The following is a 14728-nucleotide window of genomic DNA, read 5'->3' on the forward strand; positions in this document are numbered from 1 at the left end:
CTAGTCTCTAATAATTTCAATTTTTTCATCATCAAGAATTTTAATTATTCTCGAAGATTGTGTCGAAATTCTCTCTTGATGCAAATTTACCACATAATCAACTGCATCCAAAATTGAAAGTTCTATTTCCTTAAAAGACATAGGTGTCTTAGCTCCACTTACATTTGCTGAAGTTGAAACGATTGGTTTACCAAATTCTGAAATAAGTTTTTGGCAAAATTCGTCTTGCACAACTCTAATGGCTATGGTATTATCTTTTGCAATTATATTCTTTGCTAAGTTCTCTGGGTTCTTATAAATAATTGTTGTTGGATTTTTAGCTTTTTTAAGAATTTCGATCGCATTGTCAGGTATTCTTTCTACATACTCACCTAACATTTCTAAAGAATTAACTAAGATTATTAAGCTTTTACTTTCTTCACGATTCTTTAAATTAAAAATTTGAGAAACAGCCTTTACATTGGTTGCATCACAACCAATACCCCATACAGTATCCGTAGGATATAGAAGTGTTTGTCCTTTATTTAAAACCAACAACGCTTGCTCTAACTCTAACTCCATTAATTCTTAATCCTATTGTTAATCCAACCCAATATATACTCTAAGGTTTCTTTATCTGCCATTTCCAAGCTTTGAAACGTCATAAATAGTTTACTCCTATCTTTCAAAAATTCAGCCAATTTTAATTTTACCCTTTTTGGCTTCTTATAAGATCTAAAATATGTAAGTTGAGTATCTTTTTTAAAAAAGTACGTTTCTTTTTTAACCTCTAGGTGATTTGCTAAAGCTTCAACAAGAAATTGATTTTGATTTCTAAATCGATACTTTATATTGTTTCTTAATAATTCGTCATCATTAAAATAGTTCTCAATAGTAGATTTTCTCAACGGTATTGGATTGTGAAACCTTCTAATATAAGCATTAGTTCCTGCTAATTTTGCACTCGTTTGCATTGCCTTTTTAAAACCTATTGCGTTTGGTTTTTTCTTAAACCCAAAAAAAGGAATAACTCTATAAAATAATTTTCTAAAAATTTGATCTTCATAAAATTTTTTCCACTTACCTCTAAGTACAGGATACCCCTCTATAAAATAATCACTAACCTTTGTAATTCTCATTAAAAAAGTATCATCATTAAAAATGATGAAATGCTCAGACATCTTTGGAATTCTATGCAAAACGTTTGCAATTGAGCGTGAATTAAAAGAAGGCAAATACTCTTCGTATCCTCTAAATATAACTTTGTGATCTATAATTGACAAACTGATTCCGTTACTAGAAGCCCTATCTTTTAATTCATTAAACGAATCTGGAATTTGATTATCGGTAACTAAAAAAATATTTCTAATAAAAGGTGCATACTTAATAATAGACTTCACGGCAATTTGGATTTCACCAATTGAATTAAAGCGAACACTTTGCTTTTTCTCGCTAAAATCAATTTTTATCTCGGCGTATTTATTTAGTTTTTCTTGCCAAACTTTATCATTACCATCTACCCACATGATAACTGCATCAACACTTATTTCATCATCCATCTTAACTTTCATATAAACTAGCTATCGTTCTTATTTAGCATCCATAACTTAACATACCTAGTGAATACTGCATACGCGTGATGAGTTGCCAATACAAAACCTGGAAAACCATCTAAGAACCCTAATCTTAAAATATAATGTGAAACAAATCTATAAAGAGGTTTTATCACAACATGAAAAAGGGTGACACGTTTTTTCTTTTTAAACAACCCTTCTGCTTGTAATGAAGTATATTGATCTAATTTACTAGAATAGTAATCGTAGTTTTGATATGAATAATGGTCTATCTTATTCTTTAAGATAGCAACCTCCCCATCATACTCTATAAGTTCATGAACTAACTTTCCATCATATTTACATTTATCTTTTCTAAAAAGCCTAATAACCTTGTCATTCTGCCACCCTCCATATTTAATTCTTCTATTAAAAAAATAGAATGTTCTATAAATATAAAATCCAACAAAATCTTTTGGGTCTTTAATTACAATCTCTATCTCTTCCTTAAGCGCATTGTTTACTCTTTCATCTGCATCCAAAATATAGATCCAGTTATTTTTTGCAAGATTTATGGCATAATTTTTTTGAGTAGAAAAATTGTCGAATCCCCTTTGCACAACCTTTGCACCTTTTTCTTTCGCAATATCTACTGTTCTATCATCACTAAATGAATCAATAACTATAATTTCATCAGTAAAACCAACAGAATCAATGGCATCTGCAATGTTCATTTCTTCGTTTAATGTTGGAATAATAGCAGTTATTTTTAATGACTCAGTCAATACATTTTATTTGAAGCCGTAAATTTAGTATTTGTTTTAGTATTCTACATTATTAGTAAAGATAAATACTATTTTTGCGACATGACAGTGCACTTTAATAAGCAATATGATTCTTTTAAAAAAGATATTCTAAATAGCATTTCAAATTTTGGTAATTACGATAATTCCTTTGATACGGGGAAACGAAATTCTATTAAAAGAATTACACTTAATGAAAAAACCTTTGTAATTAAATCATTTAAAAGACCTTTGCTCATTAATCAAATTGTTTACAAATACTTTCGCAAATCAAAGGCTAAACGTTCATTTGAATATGCTAATATTTTATTGGCGAAAAAAATAAACACCCCAACACCCGTAGCCTATATTGAAAATTTTAATTTTATAGGATTACAAACTAGTTTCTATATAAGTGAATATGTAGATTATGACTTAACATTTAGAACATTAATTGATGAGCCAAACTATCCAGATCATGAAAAAATTGTTGAAGGCTTTACCAATTTTACATATAGTTTACATGAAAAAGGAATAGAATTTTTAGATCATTCACCAGGTAACACCTTAATAGTTAAGAAAAAAAATGATTACGATTTCTATTTGGTAGATTTAAACAGAATGAAATTTGGTAATCTAAATTATGATCAACGTCTCAAAAATTTTGCGCGACTTACTCGAAAAAAAGAACTCATTAAACAAATAAGCAGCTTTTATGCTAAATTAATTCAAAAAGATCCAATTGAAGTTTTTGATCTAATGTGGTTTTTTAATAATCAATTCCACAAGAAATTTGATAGGGAAAAACGATTAAAAGAAATACTTCTCAATAAAAAATACGATCTAAAGTAAATTAAACAGCTACATCATACTCTCGCAGCGCATCATTTAAAGAAGTTTTTTTGTTGGTACTTTCTTTACGCTTACCAATTATTAAAGCACAAGGTGCTTGATACTCGCCTGCCGCAAATTTCTTCGTATAACTTCCGGGAATAACCACTGATCTAGACGGTACTCTACCTTTCATTTCTACAGGTGCTTTTCCTGTAACATCTATAATTTTTGTACTCATAGTCAATACAACATTAGCTCCAAGAACCGCTTCCTTCTCTACTCTAACACCTTCAACAACAATACAACGAGAACCTATAAAACAACCATCTTCTATAATAACAGGTGCTGCCTGCAAAGGTTCTAGAACTCCACCAATGCCAACACCTCCAGAAAGATGTACATTTTTACCTATTTGTGCACAAGAGCCTACTGTTGCCCAAGTATCTACCATAGTACCTTCATCAACATAAGCACCAATATTCACATAACTTGGCATGAGAATAGTTCCTTTAGAAATATATGCTCCGTGGCGTGCTACTGCATGAGGTACAACTCTAATTTCTTTTTCTTTATACCCTCGTTTTAACGGAATCTTATCATGATATTCAAAAATACCTGCTTCTAAAACTTCCATTTTCTGGATAGGAAAATACAATACCACAGCCTTCTTTACCCATTCATTCACCTGCCAATCATCTCCTTTAGGCTCTGCAACACGTAAAGCTCCTACGTCTAGTAAGTCAATTACTTCTCGTATAGCTTTTTGAGTGCTTTCCTCTTTTAAAAGTTCACGGTTATCCCAAGCCGATTCTATTGTTCGCTGTAATGTTGTCATTGTTAAAAATTAATTTCCACAAATATACAGGCTTCACAATTATTGGCACAACTTTAGCTAGGTAAAAACAGAAAACTTACTTTTGTTTAAATTTTTAGCGTGGGAAGAATATTAGCTATAGATTACGGAAAAAAACGTACAGGTATTGCAGTAACCGATGAATTACAAATCATCGCATCAGGTTTAACTACAGTACCAACAGAAAATTTATTTTCTTTTCTAGGCGATTACTTTTCTAAAGAATCAGTAGAACTCATCTTAGTTGGTGAACCAAAAAGAATGGATAACACTGTATCAGAAAGTGAAGTGTTAATTGCTCCTTTTGTAGAGAAACTAGAAAAGACTTATCCAAACATTCCTGTTAAACGAATTGATGAACGTTTTACTTCTAAGATGGCTTTTCAAACAATGATTGATAGTGGGCTTAAACGAAAACAACGTAGAAATAAAGCACTAGTAGATGAGATTAGTGCTACCATCATTTTGCAATCTTATCTTTATAGCAAATAATTAAAAATCTTAGTCTTTCTCCCTTAAGGCTTCAAGCTATTTTGTACTTTTGCAGCCAATAAATTAAAAATAACCATGGTTTTACCCATTGTAGCATATGGCGATCCTGTTTTACGAAAAGTAGGAAAAGATATTGATAAAGAATATCCAGATTTAGCAAAACTGATCGAAAATATGAAAGACACTATGAAAAATGCTCGTGGTGTTGGTTTGGCTGCTCCCCAGATTGGTAAGGCTATTCGATTGTTTTTGGTTGATACTTCTCCTTTTGCTGAAGATGATGAATTAGACAAGGAAGAACAAGATTTTCTGAAAACCTTTAGCAAGGTGTTCATCAATGCCAAGATCTTAAAAGAAGAGGGAAATGAATGGGTATTTAGTGAAGGATGTTTGAGTATTCCGAATATCAATGAGGATGTATTCCGTCAAGAAACAGTAACGATTGAATACTACGATGAAAATTTTAAAAAGCATACGGAAATAGTAAACGGCTTAGCGGCTCGTGTAATTCAACATGAGTACGATCATATTGAAGGAAAGCTATTTACTGATAAATTATCATCATTAAAAAAAAGACTGATTAAAAAGAAATTAGAAAATATTAGTAAGGGAAAAGTAGACGTTGAATACAGAATGCGTTTTCCTAAAAAATAAAGCAAAATGACAATAGATAAAATTGTAGCAATTTCTGGTAAACCAGGGTTATTTGAAATTATTTCACAAACTAAAGGTGGCATTATTGTACGTTCTTTAGTAGATAATAAAAGATTTCCGGTAAATGCAGTTCAAAATGTAAGCGTATTGAGTGATATTGCCATGTTTACATACGAAGATGAAGTTCCTTTACAAGAAGTATTTAAAAATATCTCTGATAAAGAAGAAGGAAAAGAAACCATTAGTCATAAAGAAAGTAATGACACCTTATTGTCATTCTTTAGTAAAGTATTACCAAATTTTGATGAAGAACGTGTGTATGCTTCTAATGTAAAAAAAGTAGTACAATGGTATAATATTTTAGTAGCTTCTAATTTTGACTTTTCTACTTTAACGGAAGAAGAAGTTACTCAAGAAGAAGAGTAAATTGAACACACGTAAAGAACAACTTGCTGCTTTCGAAGAGCTATTAGACATCATGGATGAACTCCGTGAAAAATGTCCTTGGGATAAAAAACAGACCATACAATCTTTACGACATCTAACAATAGAAGAAACCTACGAACTAGGTGATGCCATACTTGATAATGATCTCCAAGAAGTAAAAAAAGAACTTGGTGATCTTCTCTGCCATATTGTTTTTTATGCTAAAATAGGTTCTGAAACGAATGATTTCGATATAGCTGATGTGGCAAATTCAATTTCGGAAAAGCTAGTTGATCGTCATCCACATATCTATGGAGATATAGATGTAAAAGATGAAAAAGAAGTGCAACAAAACTGGGAAAAACTTAAACTTAAAGAAGGTAAAAAATCAGTTTTAGAAGGTGTGCCAAAAAGTTTGCCAGCGGTTGTAAAAGCAAATAGAATTCAAGATAAAGTTGCCGGTGTTGGTTTTGATTGGGAAGAACCTCATCAAGTTTGGGAAAAAGTTCAAGAAGAACTCTCTGAATTAAATACGGAAATAGAAAAAGGTAATCAAGAAAATATTGAAAAGGAATTTGGCGATGTATTATTTTCTATGATTAATTATGCTCGATTTATTAAAGTAAATCCTGAAAATGCCTTAGAAAAAACCAATAAAAAATTCATAAAACGATTTCAATTCTTAGAGGAAGCTGCTAAAAAAGAAGGCAAGCAACTTTCTGATATGACCTTAGCAGAGATGGACGTGTATTGGAATAATTCTAAGGAATTTTTCAAATAGTGCCAGCTGAAATAATTCAAGAAAATCTTCAAATAATCTTTGTACTTTTAACGAATAAACCTATTCGTTATGAAACGTATCTTTCTATTTTCACTATTTGCTTTTTTTATATTTATTTCTTGTAAAAAAGAACAAGTTGACTCTAAGTCAACCGAAAATGCAACTTCTGCAATCGAAACCCCCAAAGAAAAAGGTTTTGCTATAGTCATTCATGGAGGTGCTGGTACTATAAAAAAAGAAAATATGACTCCTGAACAAGAAATTGCTTACCGCACTAAACTTCAAGAAGCATTAGATACAGGCTATAAAATTTTAGAAAATGGCGGTTCTGCATTAGATGCAGTTCAAAGAACGGTGAATGTTATGGAAGATTCACCACTATTTAATGCAGGAAAAGGAGCAGTTTTTAATAGTGCTGGTAAAAACGAATTAGATGCTTCTATTATGGATGGCAAAACGTTGAATACTGGTGCAGTTGCTGGTGTAAAACAAATTAAAAACCCTATCAATGCGGCAAGAATTGTAATGGACAGTACACGTCATGTTATGATGGCTGGTAAAGGAGCCGAAGATTTTGCTAAGCTTCATAAATTAGAATTGGTTGATGATAATTATTTTCATACTGAAAAGAGATATAATCAACTTTTAAAAGCTCAAGAAAGAGACAAAGTGTTATTAGACCATTCAGTCATGAATACCAAAGAATTAATAGATGATCATAAATATGGAACTGTCGGTGCTGTAGCTTTAGATAAAAATGGCAATATCGCCACAGCAACTTCGACTGGTGGTTTAACTAATAAAAAATATGGGCGGATTGGCGATACACCGATCATTGGTGCAGGTACTTATGCAAATAATAAAACTTGTGGTTCTTCGGGTACTGGTACAGGAGAATATTTTATTAGAACACTGGCCACTCACGAGGCTTCAAACCTAATGCTATATAAAAACCTTTCGTTGCAAGAAGCTTTAGATAATGTTATTAAACAAATTGGTGATCTTGGTGGTGATGGTGGTTTAATTGGTTTAGATAAAGATGGTAATGTAGCCTGGTCGTTTAATACCGCTGGAATGTACCGCGGTTATAAAAAATCGAATGGCGAAAATGTAGTAAAGTTTTACGAAGATTAAATATTTTAATAACCGTTTCTATTATACATACCTAAATCAATCTAATTACTTAGAAAATTATGGTATATTTTTTGTACCATTTCAACTTCACAAGTTAGCCAATTCAACTATGAAATCAATTTTCTTTCTATTATGTTTTTTATTTTCTAGCTATTATACATTATCGCAAGAAATTATTTCTAAAGTAATAGATATACACTCAAATGAACCAGTAGTCTTTGCCACTATTAAATTAAAAAATAAAGGAATAGGAGTAATAGCTGATGAAAATGGTAATTTTAGGTTACCTATCAAATATAAACAACAAAAAGACACTTTAATTATATCTTCAATCGGATATAAAAACAAAGAGGTAGCTATTGAAATATTGAAATATAATGAGCTAAATATTTTAAAACTTATTCCAAAAGTAGAAGCACTTAGTGAGGTGATATTAGTCTCTAAAAAAAAAATTATCAGAAATGAGGTTTCAGCTCAGAAAATTGTTAGCCAAGCCATAGAAAATATTAATATAAATTATCCTAAAACACCTTTTTCTTATATTGGTTATTACAGAGATTATCAATTATTAAAAGATAATTACATTAATCTTAATGAGGCTATTGTTCAAGTTTATGACGCGGGTTTTTTTACTGATAAAATAAAAAACTCCTTGAATCAAAGTGTATTGTACAGGTACGTAAAAAACATAGATTTTATAAGAGATCCTTATTTAGAAGGTACATATAACGAATCTAAATATATAAAAAATGCTACTCTTACATCTCATGGTGGTAATGAGCTTACTATTTTAAATACTCATGACCCTATAAGAAATCATAATAAAGAAAGTTTTTCTTTTATAGGAGTTTTTAATAGAGATTTTTTATTAAATCACACTTTTAAATTAAAAGGAACTCTTTTTTTAGACAATATTGGGTTGTATGAAATTAGTTTTAATACCAAAAAATATATTTTAGGAAGAGAATATAGCGCCAATGGAATTATATATATATCTAAGGATAATTTTGCAATACATAAACTAGAATATGCGGTAAACACAAAAAATAAAAAAGATCCACTATTTACTGTAAAAATTGAATATTCGAAAAAAGATGATTTAATGTTTTTAAATTATATCTCATTCAATAATGAATTTGAAGTTAGAAGTAAGAATGCTTTTAAAATGGAAGAAATAAGTTTTGACAAAACTGAAAATGCTTTTTATCTCAATTTTAACGGTGATATTAAACCTAATTCAATAAATAATAAAAACAATTACAAATTTGTTTATAAAAAAAAGAGACTTAATATTGAAAGTGTTATTCTAAAAGAGCCAAGAACTATAAAAGTGACGCTAGTAGAAAATTCTATTAATAATTTTCAAATTGATTCAATAAATTCTTCTGAATTTAAATACACAGTTAAAAACGTAGTAGACTTTGCAAATAGAAAAATAAATAAGCCTTCTGTTACAAAAGTTAATCAACTAAGAGAGTTTTTTGTGCAAGAATCGTTTAAAAATAAGCCTTTGTCTAATGAGGATTATTACGTAAGGAAAGCTATAAATTTATCTGAATCTACTATCAATAATAATCAAGATGTAAAAAAATATTGGACTAACTCTCCATTAAAAAAGGTTAAGAAATAAAATTAAATTTTCCGACTATACCGTTTTCCAGGTTTTAATTTTGTTTTATTATAAGCTCACAAATGTGATAATTACCATTTCTATAAGCTGTAATCAATAACCTAGAATCATCTGGCGACCAATTTGGCAATGTGTCACCATCTTTGTTGTTGGTAATTCTTTGTTGATTATTACCATTGCTATCCATAATATAAATTTCTGGTCTATTACCTTCCATAGAGGTAACATACGCTACCTTCTTACCATCACTAGACCAACTTGGGCAAAAATTATGTTTGGGCCAATAGGTTAATCTGTTTTCAGTTTTTGATATTAAGTCTAATGCATAAATTTCATCATCCATATTATCCGTATCTTTTCTAGAAAAAAATAAAAGTTTTTCCCCATCATTTGATACTGTTGGATACACATTTCTATATGCGTTATCAACAAGCTTTATAAAATTACTTCCATCTCTATTTATCATATAAATATTAATATCGTTTTCTTTCTCTTCGGCACTAAAAACAATAGATTTTCCGTCAGGTGAAAACCTAGAAAAAATAATTCTATCAGAAATTTTAATCGAAATTTTAGTTGTACTCTTTGTTTCTATATCATATTCAAAGAGTTCGTTTTTACCAAATCTATCAGATTCAAAAAGGATTGTTTTTCCATCTGGATGCCAACTCGGTCTTCTATCATCTATAGAATTATTCGTTAACCTTATCGGATTCTTACCATTAGAGCTCATTGTATATATTTCCCAATTACCATCACGGTTAGACTCAAATACAATTTTATCTCCAAAAGAATTATAGCTAGCATATCTATTATCAAATGACCCCGAAGTCAAGCAAGTTTCTTTAACGCTATCTTTATTTTGAGAAAACGCCCAACTTGGGCTCAAATAAAAAATAGTTATAAAAATTAGAAGTTTGTTAGAGTACATGTCTAAAAAAAATATCTATTCACTCAAGATAATCTTTCCAAAGAATATTAAAAACTATTTAACTCAACTTTAACTGAAGTATTGATTATTATAATTAAATGAAATTTATTTTTTATTATTCTCTTCGTTTTTCATTTTAATATAGCGGGTTACCAATCTTACACCTAATCTTGCAAAGAGGATTACAGCTATAATCATTACTATATCTAGTGTACTCATTATGGCTATTGTTTAGTATAGGTTTAATCTATTTTTTGAAAATATATTTTGATAGATCTGCTAGAAGAATTTAATCATACCTCTCAAGCTCCTTATTTACAAAGTTAAGTCCACTTTTTAACATCTGTTCTAAATAAGGAAACCTAAACCTCATATAGTTTAAATTATCTTGAGCTATTTTAATTCTATCTATAAGTTTTGGTTGTTTTAAAAATTCTTCAGTATTAATTGGTCTACTTACCAATTTATAACTTTCGTCAGGCATTTGCGTTTGAACCCGCTTCCATAATGCATTATGAAGACTTAATTTATATTCTTTGTTTCTACTATCATTGTCTATGCTTTCAAAATTAGCTTTAATAAATGGCAGACCGCCTTCAAAAATTAAAATTAGCTCTCTCCTTAAAGAATCATTAGAAATTCGATCTAGACCAACCGATTTTAGCCCTTCGTATGCACCTTTATCATAAGTGAACAAAATACCCATTGACATTTTATTGTATGATTTTAATAATGTTGAATCTGGATACACTTTATTAGAAGCAATCATTTTTAAAAGCTCTTGAATGCCTTTTTCTTTTAAAGATGCTCTATACTTTATCATTTCAAACCTATTAAAATCAGCCTCTAAAGCACTTTTAATTTCTTTAAGCATGGTTATATTTCAAAGTTCCTATCTAACCGCTTCTGATTCCAATTGTTTATTTGTAATGCTATAAGTATACCTATTATAACCAGTACAATCTCACCAATAGCGTATTTAAAGTATTTACCCATTTTATTTTGTTCTAAAAGTGATTTACGAATATGTCTAAAGAATTTGATCATTTTAAATTTTCTAACTCTTGTTTTATTTGCTGTTTCACTTCGTGCGCTTGTACTTCAATTTGTTGCCACCTTAACATCTGTTCTCTATTACTTCCAAATTTTAGCAATACCATTTTCCAAAAATCTTTATTGCTCTTAAGCTCTTCAGGATTTATACTTTGCAAGTTAGCAATATCTTGTACTTCTAATCCTAAAGAAGATAAGCCTTCAGAATTTAGAAACAATGTTTCTACAAACACAGGTGTTATTAGTTCATCTGTAACCTGACGTGTAGTACCGTCATTATCACTTTCTCTAGCGTTACGATAATAGTCAAAAATATTTTGCCGTAATATATCATTTTGAATTGTACTCATTTTACCAGAAGAAACAGCCTCATCAAAGATGCCACTATTGCTTTTAAAATATTGATCAATTACAAACTCAAAAGATTTTTCAATAAAGTTTGGTTTATTTATAGTTTTAGGTTCTTTTAAAAGGTCTATTACGTTATTCAATCTTGATAATCTTTCGGTAGATAATTCAGTATTGTTTTCAATTTGCTGAATATCTAGATCAATCTCATTAATGAGGTTGGCAAGCAGTACTTTTTCTTGCTTCCGTTCTTTTTTATATTCACTATAATCATTAATCTGAAGCGCAATAAGAATACCAATAACAACAAGTATAATTTCGCCTAAAGCATACAATACATACTTTGAAAATTTATTTTCAGACAATAGGTTTTGTCTGATTCTACGGAAGAATTTTAGCATGGCTTAGTTGAATTGTTTAAACTATCTGCAATACTATTTTTTAAAATACTACACATCAGATAGTTACATCTATGTAAATATAGCAAAAAAACTATTGGTAAAATCACGTAAATTAGCAGCAAGAACAACCAACAATGACAATAAAAGATATTACAGCCGCTATAGAAGAAATAGCACCTTTAAAGTATTCCGAAAATTTTGATAATGTTGGTCTGCTTATAGGTAACTATAACACAAAATTAACAGGTGTATTAGTAACCTTAGACACTTTAGAAAGTATTGTAGATGAAGCCATAGAGAAAAATTGTAATCTAATAGTAAGCTTCCACCCTATTATTTTTTCTGGTCTTAAAAAAATTAATGGTAATGATTATGTTGAACGTGTAGTGTTAAAGGCCATAAAAAATGATATTGCTATTTATGCTATTCATACTGCTTTAGATAATTCCGTTAAAGGAGTTTCAGCAAAAATGACTGAAGTTTTAGGGCTACAAAACGTTAAAATCTTATTACCAAAACAAGGATTGATTAAAAAACTAACTACTTATGTACCGAACAAAGCTGCGGACACCGTTAGAAGAGCACTATTTGAAGCTGGTGCGGGAGACATTGGCAACTATGAAAACTGTAGTTACAATATGCGTGGTATTGGCACTTATCTAGGCAATGAAAATTCTAATCCTACAATTGGCAAAAAAGGAAAATTACATCAAGAAAATGAAACCTTTATTAGTGTTGTATTCGAAAAGCATTTAGAAAATAGTATACTAAAAAGCCTCCACAAGGCTCATCCTTATGAAGAAGTTGCTTACGACGTTGTTACTACTGATAATATTCATCAAAACATTGGCATGGGTATGGTTGGTGAGTTAGAAAACGATTTATCAGAAAACGATTTTCTTTCCATGTTAAAGAATAGATTCCATTTAAAATATATTCGTCATTCTAAGCTCTTAAATAAGACTATTAAAAAAGTAGCAGTTTTAGGTGGTTCGGGCAGCTTTGCCATAGAAGCTGCTAAGGGCGCAAATGCAGATGTATATGTGTCTTCAGATTTTAAATATCATGAGTTTTATAAAGCTGAAAATAAAATTGTTTTAGCCGACATTGGTCATTACGAAAGTGAACAGTTCACAAAAAACCTTTTAGCTGATTATCTTACGGAAAAATTCCGTAATTTTGCAGTCGTTTTATCGGAAATCAATACAAATCCCATCAATTACATATAAAACATGGCAAAAAAGACTGAAATTACCGTAGAAGATAAATTGAGAGCTTTATACGATTTACAATTAATCGACTCAAGAATAGATGAAATAAAGAATACGCGCGGTGAATTACCTTTAGAAGTTCAAGATTTAGAGGATGAAATTGAAGGTTTAAATACTAGATTGACAAATTTTAATGGTGATGTTGAAAATTTAGAAGCAAGTATTAAGAGTAGAAAACAAACTATTGAAGAAGCGAATGCTCTAGTAAAAAAATATGCTACACAACAGAAAAATGTAAGAAACAATAGAGAATTTGATTCTTTATCTAAAGAGGTTGAATTTCAAGAATTAGAAATACAATTAGCAGAAAAGCATATTAAAGAATTTCAAGCTAAAATTGAGCAAAAAAATGAAATTATTTCTGCTGCCAAAGAAAAAATAAAAGAGCGTAAAGATCATCTAAAACATAAAAAAGATGAACTTGATGCCATTATCGCTGAAACGGATAAAGAAGAAAAACTATTGAATAAAAAATCTGAAGAATTCAGCAAACTAATAGATGAACGTTTACTTACCGCATATAAAAGAATTAGAGCTAAAGTTCGTAACGGATTGGCAGTAGTACCAATTAAAAGAGGTGCTTCTGGTGGCTCATTCTTTACAATTCCTCCTCAAAAGCAAATGGAAATTGCAAATCGTAAAAAAATTACGACAGATGAGCATAGCGGCAGAATTTTAGTAGACGCACAATTAGCTGAAGAAGAAAAACAAAAAATGGCTGAATTATTTAGTTAATAAATTTTCAACAAAACACATTATAAAAAGCCTTTCTAATTGAAAGGCTTTTTTATTGAATTGAAATGAGTAAATACCAAACTATTGGTAACGATTCTACAAAAAGCGCACTATAATATTTATGCTGATACTCCTTGGCTCTAACCAATAAAATCAACGCCAACAAAGCAACAATCAATTCAATACGAAGTATACCAATATTAAGGCCAGGTTTTAAGAAATTAAGTCCTAAAAAAAGCATTAAAAACAACAACCCTAACCGTTTAGATTTATCTAAACCTATCATTTGGGGTAACGTCATTAGTGAGTCAGCATCAAAATTTAAATCTCTTATATCGAATGGGATTGTAATTGCCAATACAAATAAAAATCGTTGGATAAAAGTGATAAAAACGTCCATATTAAAATGGACTTCATATTGAATCAATGGCAATAAAACTGTTACTCCTGCCCAACAAAACGCAATTAAGAATAATTTGAGTGTAGATATCATTCGTAACGATTTACCTCGACCAAATGGCAATACGTAAAAGAGTGTAGCTAATCCAAAAGGGATTAATGTCAACAAGGTGTTTTTAGTTAATCTTAATCCGTAAAAAATTATTCCGAATAAAGAAATTATAGAAATTATAATTAATATTTTTCGATGATTTGTAATCCAAATTGCAAACCAATCAGTTTTAATTTCAGTTCTACGATATAGGCGTATATAATTATAAGATAACACTGTTGAAAAAAACACAAACCATGCTATTTCATTTTGCTGAATACCATAAGTTTTTAAGGTAATTGTTGTAAAGTAAAATGTTGCTAACGCCACATGAATATTGCTAAAAACATAAAAATCTAGCAGTTGTTCTAATTTCGACAT

The 14728-nt window shown here is 30.0% G+C and carries 18 protein-coding genes; 9 read left to right on the top strand and 9 right to left on the bottom strand.

Going from position 1 to position 14728, the window contains the following annotated elements; all coding sequences use genetic code 11:
• From AC1EUV_RS07805 to AC1EUV_RS07815, 3 genes are read right to left on the bottom strand one after another with little or no spacing between them, the layout of a single operon-like run.
• The gene (locus AC1EUV_RS07805; RefSeq protein WP_480198120.1) at nt 1-561 is read right to left on the bottom strand and encodes an L-threonylcarbamoyladenylate synthase; all 561 of its coding nucleotides are present in this window, start codon (nt 559-561) and stop codon (nt 1-3) included.
• Nucleotides 561-1550 carry a Stealth CR1 domain-containing protein gene (locus tag AC1EUV_RS07810; protein WP_480198121.1) on the bottom strand — a complete coding sequence of 330 codons (990 nt, stop codon included), beginning with the start codon at nt 1548-1550 and terminating at the stop codon, nt 561-563. The genes AC1EUV_RS07805 and AC1EUV_RS07810 overlap by 1 nt, the downstream gene beginning before the upstream one ends.
• A gap of 5 nt (nt 1551-1555) precedes the next feature.
• Complete coding sequence (locus AC1EUV_RS07815; protein ID WP_480198122.1) at nt 1556-2317, bottom strand: glycosyltransferase family 2 protein; 762 nt, start codon at nt 2315-2317, stop codon at nt 1556-1558.
• 81 nt (nt 2318-2398) lie between these two features.
• Between AC1EUV_RS07815 and AC1EUV_RS07820 the strand changes: the two genes are divergently transcribed.
• Nucleotides 2399-3166, top strand: a complete 768-nt coding sequence (locus AC1EUV_RS07820) for a lipopolysaccharide kinase InaA family protein (RefSeq protein WP_480198123.1) — start codon at nt 2399-2401, stop codon at nt 3164-3166.
• Nucleotide 3167: 1 nt separating this feature from the next.
• Here AC1EUV_RS07820 and AC1EUV_RS07825 read toward each other — a convergent pair whose 3' ends face one another.
• Nucleotides 3168-3983, bottom strand: a complete 816-nt coding sequence (locus tag AC1EUV_RS07825) for a 2,3,4,5-tetrahydropyridine-2,6-dicarboxylate N-succinyltransferase (protein ID WP_480198124.1) — start codon at nt 3981-3983, stop codon at nt 3168-3170.
• A gap of 99 nt (nt 3984-4082) precedes the next feature.
• Between AC1EUV_RS07825 and ruvX the strand changes: the two genes are divergently transcribed.
• The 6 genes from ruvX (at nt 4083) to AC1EUV_RS07855 (ending at nt 9118) form a co-directional block, all read left to right on the top strand.
• Nucleotides 4083-4493, top strand: coding sequence for a Holliday junction resolvase RuvX (gene ruvX / locus AC1EUV_RS07830; protein WP_480198125.1), 411 nt, complete (start codon nt 4083-4085; stop codon nt 4491-4493).
• 75 nt (nt 4494-4568) lie between these two features.
• Nucleotides 4569-5147: a peptide deformylase gene (gene def / locus AC1EUV_RS07835; protein WP_480198126.1), complete on the top strand. Its 579-nt coding sequence runs from the start codon at nt 4569-4571 to the stop codon at nt 5145-5147.
• Between the two features lie 6 nt (nt 5148-5153).
• Nucleotides 5154-5573, top strand: a complete 420-nt coding sequence (locus AC1EUV_RS07840; protein ID WP_480198127.1) for a DUF5606 family protein — start codon at nt 5154-5156, stop codon at nt 5571-5573.
• Between the two features lies 1 nt (nt 5574).
• Nucleotides 5575-6354, top strand: coding sequence for a nucleoside triphosphate pyrophosphohydrolase (gene mazG / locus AC1EUV_RS07845; RefSeq protein ID WP_480198128.1), 780 nt, complete (start codon nt 5575-5577; stop codon nt 6352-6354).
• Nucleotides 6355-6423: 69 nt separating this feature from the next.
• Nucleotides 6424-7488 carry an isoaspartyl peptidase/L-asparaginase family protein gene (locus AC1EUV_RS07850; RefSeq protein ID WP_480198129.1) on the top strand — a complete coding sequence of 355 codons (1065 nt, stop codon included), beginning with the start codon at nt 6424-6426 and terminating at the stop codon, nt 7486-7488.
• Between the two features lie 109 nt (nt 7489-7597).
• Nucleotides 7598-9118, top strand: a complete 1521-nt coding sequence (locus tag AC1EUV_RS07855) for a carboxypeptidase-like regulatory domain-containing protein (RefSeq protein WP_480198130.1) — start codon at nt 7598-7600, stop codon at nt 9116-9118.
• 34 nt (nt 9119-9152) lie between these two features.
• On the opposite strand, the gene AC1EUV_RS07860 is transcribed toward AC1EUV_RS07855, so the two are convergent.
• The 4 genes from AC1EUV_RS07860 to AC1EUV_RS07875 form a co-directional block, all read right to left on the bottom strand.
• The gene (locus tag AC1EUV_RS07860; RefSeq protein WP_480198131.1) at nt 9153-10049 is read right to left on the bottom strand and encodes a hypothetical protein; all 897 of its coding nucleotides are present in this window, start codon (nt 10047-10049) and stop codon (nt 9153-9155) included.
• Nucleotides 10050-10338: 289 nt separating this feature from the next.
• On the bottom strand, nt 10339-10923 hold the full coding sequence (locus AC1EUV_RS07865) for a hypothetical protein (RefSeq protein WP_480198132.1): 585 nt from the start codon (nt 10921-10923) through the stop codon (nt 10339-10341).
• Between the two features lie 2 nt (nt 10924-10925).
• Nucleotides 10926-11096, bottom strand: a complete 171-nt coding sequence (locus AC1EUV_RS07870; protein WP_480198133.1) for a DUF6090 family protein — start codon at nt 11094-11096, stop codon at nt 10926-10928.
• The gene (locus tag AC1EUV_RS07875; RefSeq protein ID WP_480198134.1) at nt 11093-11851 is read right to left on the bottom strand and encodes a DUF6090 family protein; all 759 of its coding nucleotides are present in this window, start codon (nt 11849-11851) and stop codon (nt 11093-11095) included. Before AC1EUV_RS07875 ends, AC1EUV_RS07870 begins: the two co-directional genes overlap by 4 nt.
• 134 nt (nt 11852-11985) lie before the next feature.
• Here AC1EUV_RS07875 and AC1EUV_RS07880 point away from each other — a divergent pair, with 134 nt between their 5' ends.
• Together AC1EUV_RS07880 and AC1EUV_RS07885 are read left to right on the top strand one after the other, a co-directional pair.
• The gene (locus AC1EUV_RS07880; protein WP_480198135.1) at nt 11986-13080 is read left to right on the top strand and encodes a Nif3-like dinuclear metal center hexameric protein; all 1095 of its coding nucleotides are present in this window, start codon (nt 11986-11988) and stop codon (nt 13078-13080) included.
• Between the two features lie 3 nt (nt 13081-13083).
• Nucleotides 13084-13857 carry a zinc ribbon domain-containing protein gene (locus tag AC1EUV_RS07885; RefSeq protein WP_480198136.1) on the top strand — a complete coding sequence of 258 codons (774 nt, stop codon included), beginning with the start codon at nt 13084-13086 and terminating at the stop codon, nt 13855-13857.
• Nucleotides 13858-13909: 52 nt separating this feature from the next.
• Here the strand turns inward: AC1EUV_RS07885 and AC1EUV_RS07890 are convergent, their stop codons facing one another.
• The gene (locus AC1EUV_RS07890; RefSeq protein ID WP_480198137.1) at nt 13910-14728 is read right to left on the bottom strand and encodes a UbiA prenyltransferase family protein; all 819 of its coding nucleotides are present in this window, start codon (nt 14726-14728) and stop codon (nt 13910-13912) included.

Source organism: Maritimimonas sp. 2304DJ26-3, assembly GCF_056591635.1.

What these genes read in the sequence shown, in the direction of transcription:
- AC1EUV_RS07880 (WP_480198135.1), top strand. Translation starts at nt 11,986, where the DNA reads ATGACAATAAAAGATATTACAGCCGCTATAGAAGAAATAGCACCTTTA.
- AC1EUV_RS07840 (WP_480198127.1), top strand. Translation starts at nt 5,154, where the DNA reads ATGACAATAGATAAAATTGTAGCAATTTCTGGTAAACCAGGGTTATTT.
- AC1EUV_RS07850 (WP_480198129.1), top strand. Translation starts at nt 6,424, where the DNA reads ATGAAACGTATCTTTCTATTTTCACTATTTGCTTTTTTTATATTTATT.
- AC1EUV_RS07805 (WP_480198120.1), bottom strand. Translation starts at nt 561, where the DNA reads ATGGAGTTAGAGTTAGAGCAAGCGTTGTTGGTTTTAAATAAAGGACAA.
- AC1EUV_RS07885 (WP_480198136.1), top strand. Translation starts at nt 13,084, where the DNA reads ATGGCAAAAAAGACTGAAATTACCGTAGAAGATAAATTGAGAGCTTTA.
- AC1EUV_RS07875 (WP_480198134.1), bottom strand. Translation starts at nt 11,851, where the DNA reads ATGCTAAAATTCTTCCGTAGAATCAGACAAAACCTATTGTCTGAAAAT.
- AC1EUV_RS07890 (WP_480198137.1), bottom strand. Translation starts at nt 14,728, where the DNA reads ATGTCGAAATTAGAACAACTGCTAGATTTTTATGTTTTTAGCAATATT.
- AC1EUV_RS07810 (WP_480198121.1), bottom strand. Translation starts at nt 1,550, where the DNA reads ATGAAAGTTAAGATGGATGATGAAATAAGTGTTGATGCAGTTATCATG.
- AC1EUV_RS07870 (WP_480198133.1), bottom strand. Translation starts at nt 11,096, where the DNA reads ATGATCAAATTCTTTAGACATATTCGTAAATCACTTTTAGAACAAAAT.
- def (WP_480198126.1), top strand. Translation starts at nt 4,569, where the DNA reads ATGGTTTTACCCATTGTAGCATATGGCGATCCTGTTTTACGAAAAGTA.
- AC1EUV_RS07825 (WP_480198124.1), bottom strand. Translation starts at nt 3,983, where the DNA reads ATGACAACATTACAGCGAACAATAGAATCGGCTTGGGATAACCGTGAA.
- AC1EUV_RS07860 (WP_480198131.1), bottom strand. Translation starts at nt 10,049, where the DNA reads ATGTACTCTAACAAACTTCTAATTTTTATAACTATTTTTTATTTGAGC.
- AC1EUV_RS07820 (WP_480198123.1), top strand. Translation starts at nt 2,399, where the DNA reads ATGACAGTGCACTTTAATAAGCAATATGATTCTTTTAAAAAAGATATT.
- AC1EUV_RS07855 (WP_480198130.1), top strand. Translation starts at nt 7,598, where the DNA reads ATGAAATCAATTTTCTTTCTATTATGTTTTTTATTTTCTAGCTATTAT.
- AC1EUV_RS07865 (WP_480198132.1), bottom strand. Translation starts at nt 10,923, where the DNA reads ATGCTTAAAGAAATTAAAAGTGCTTTAGAGGCTGATTTTAATAGGTTT.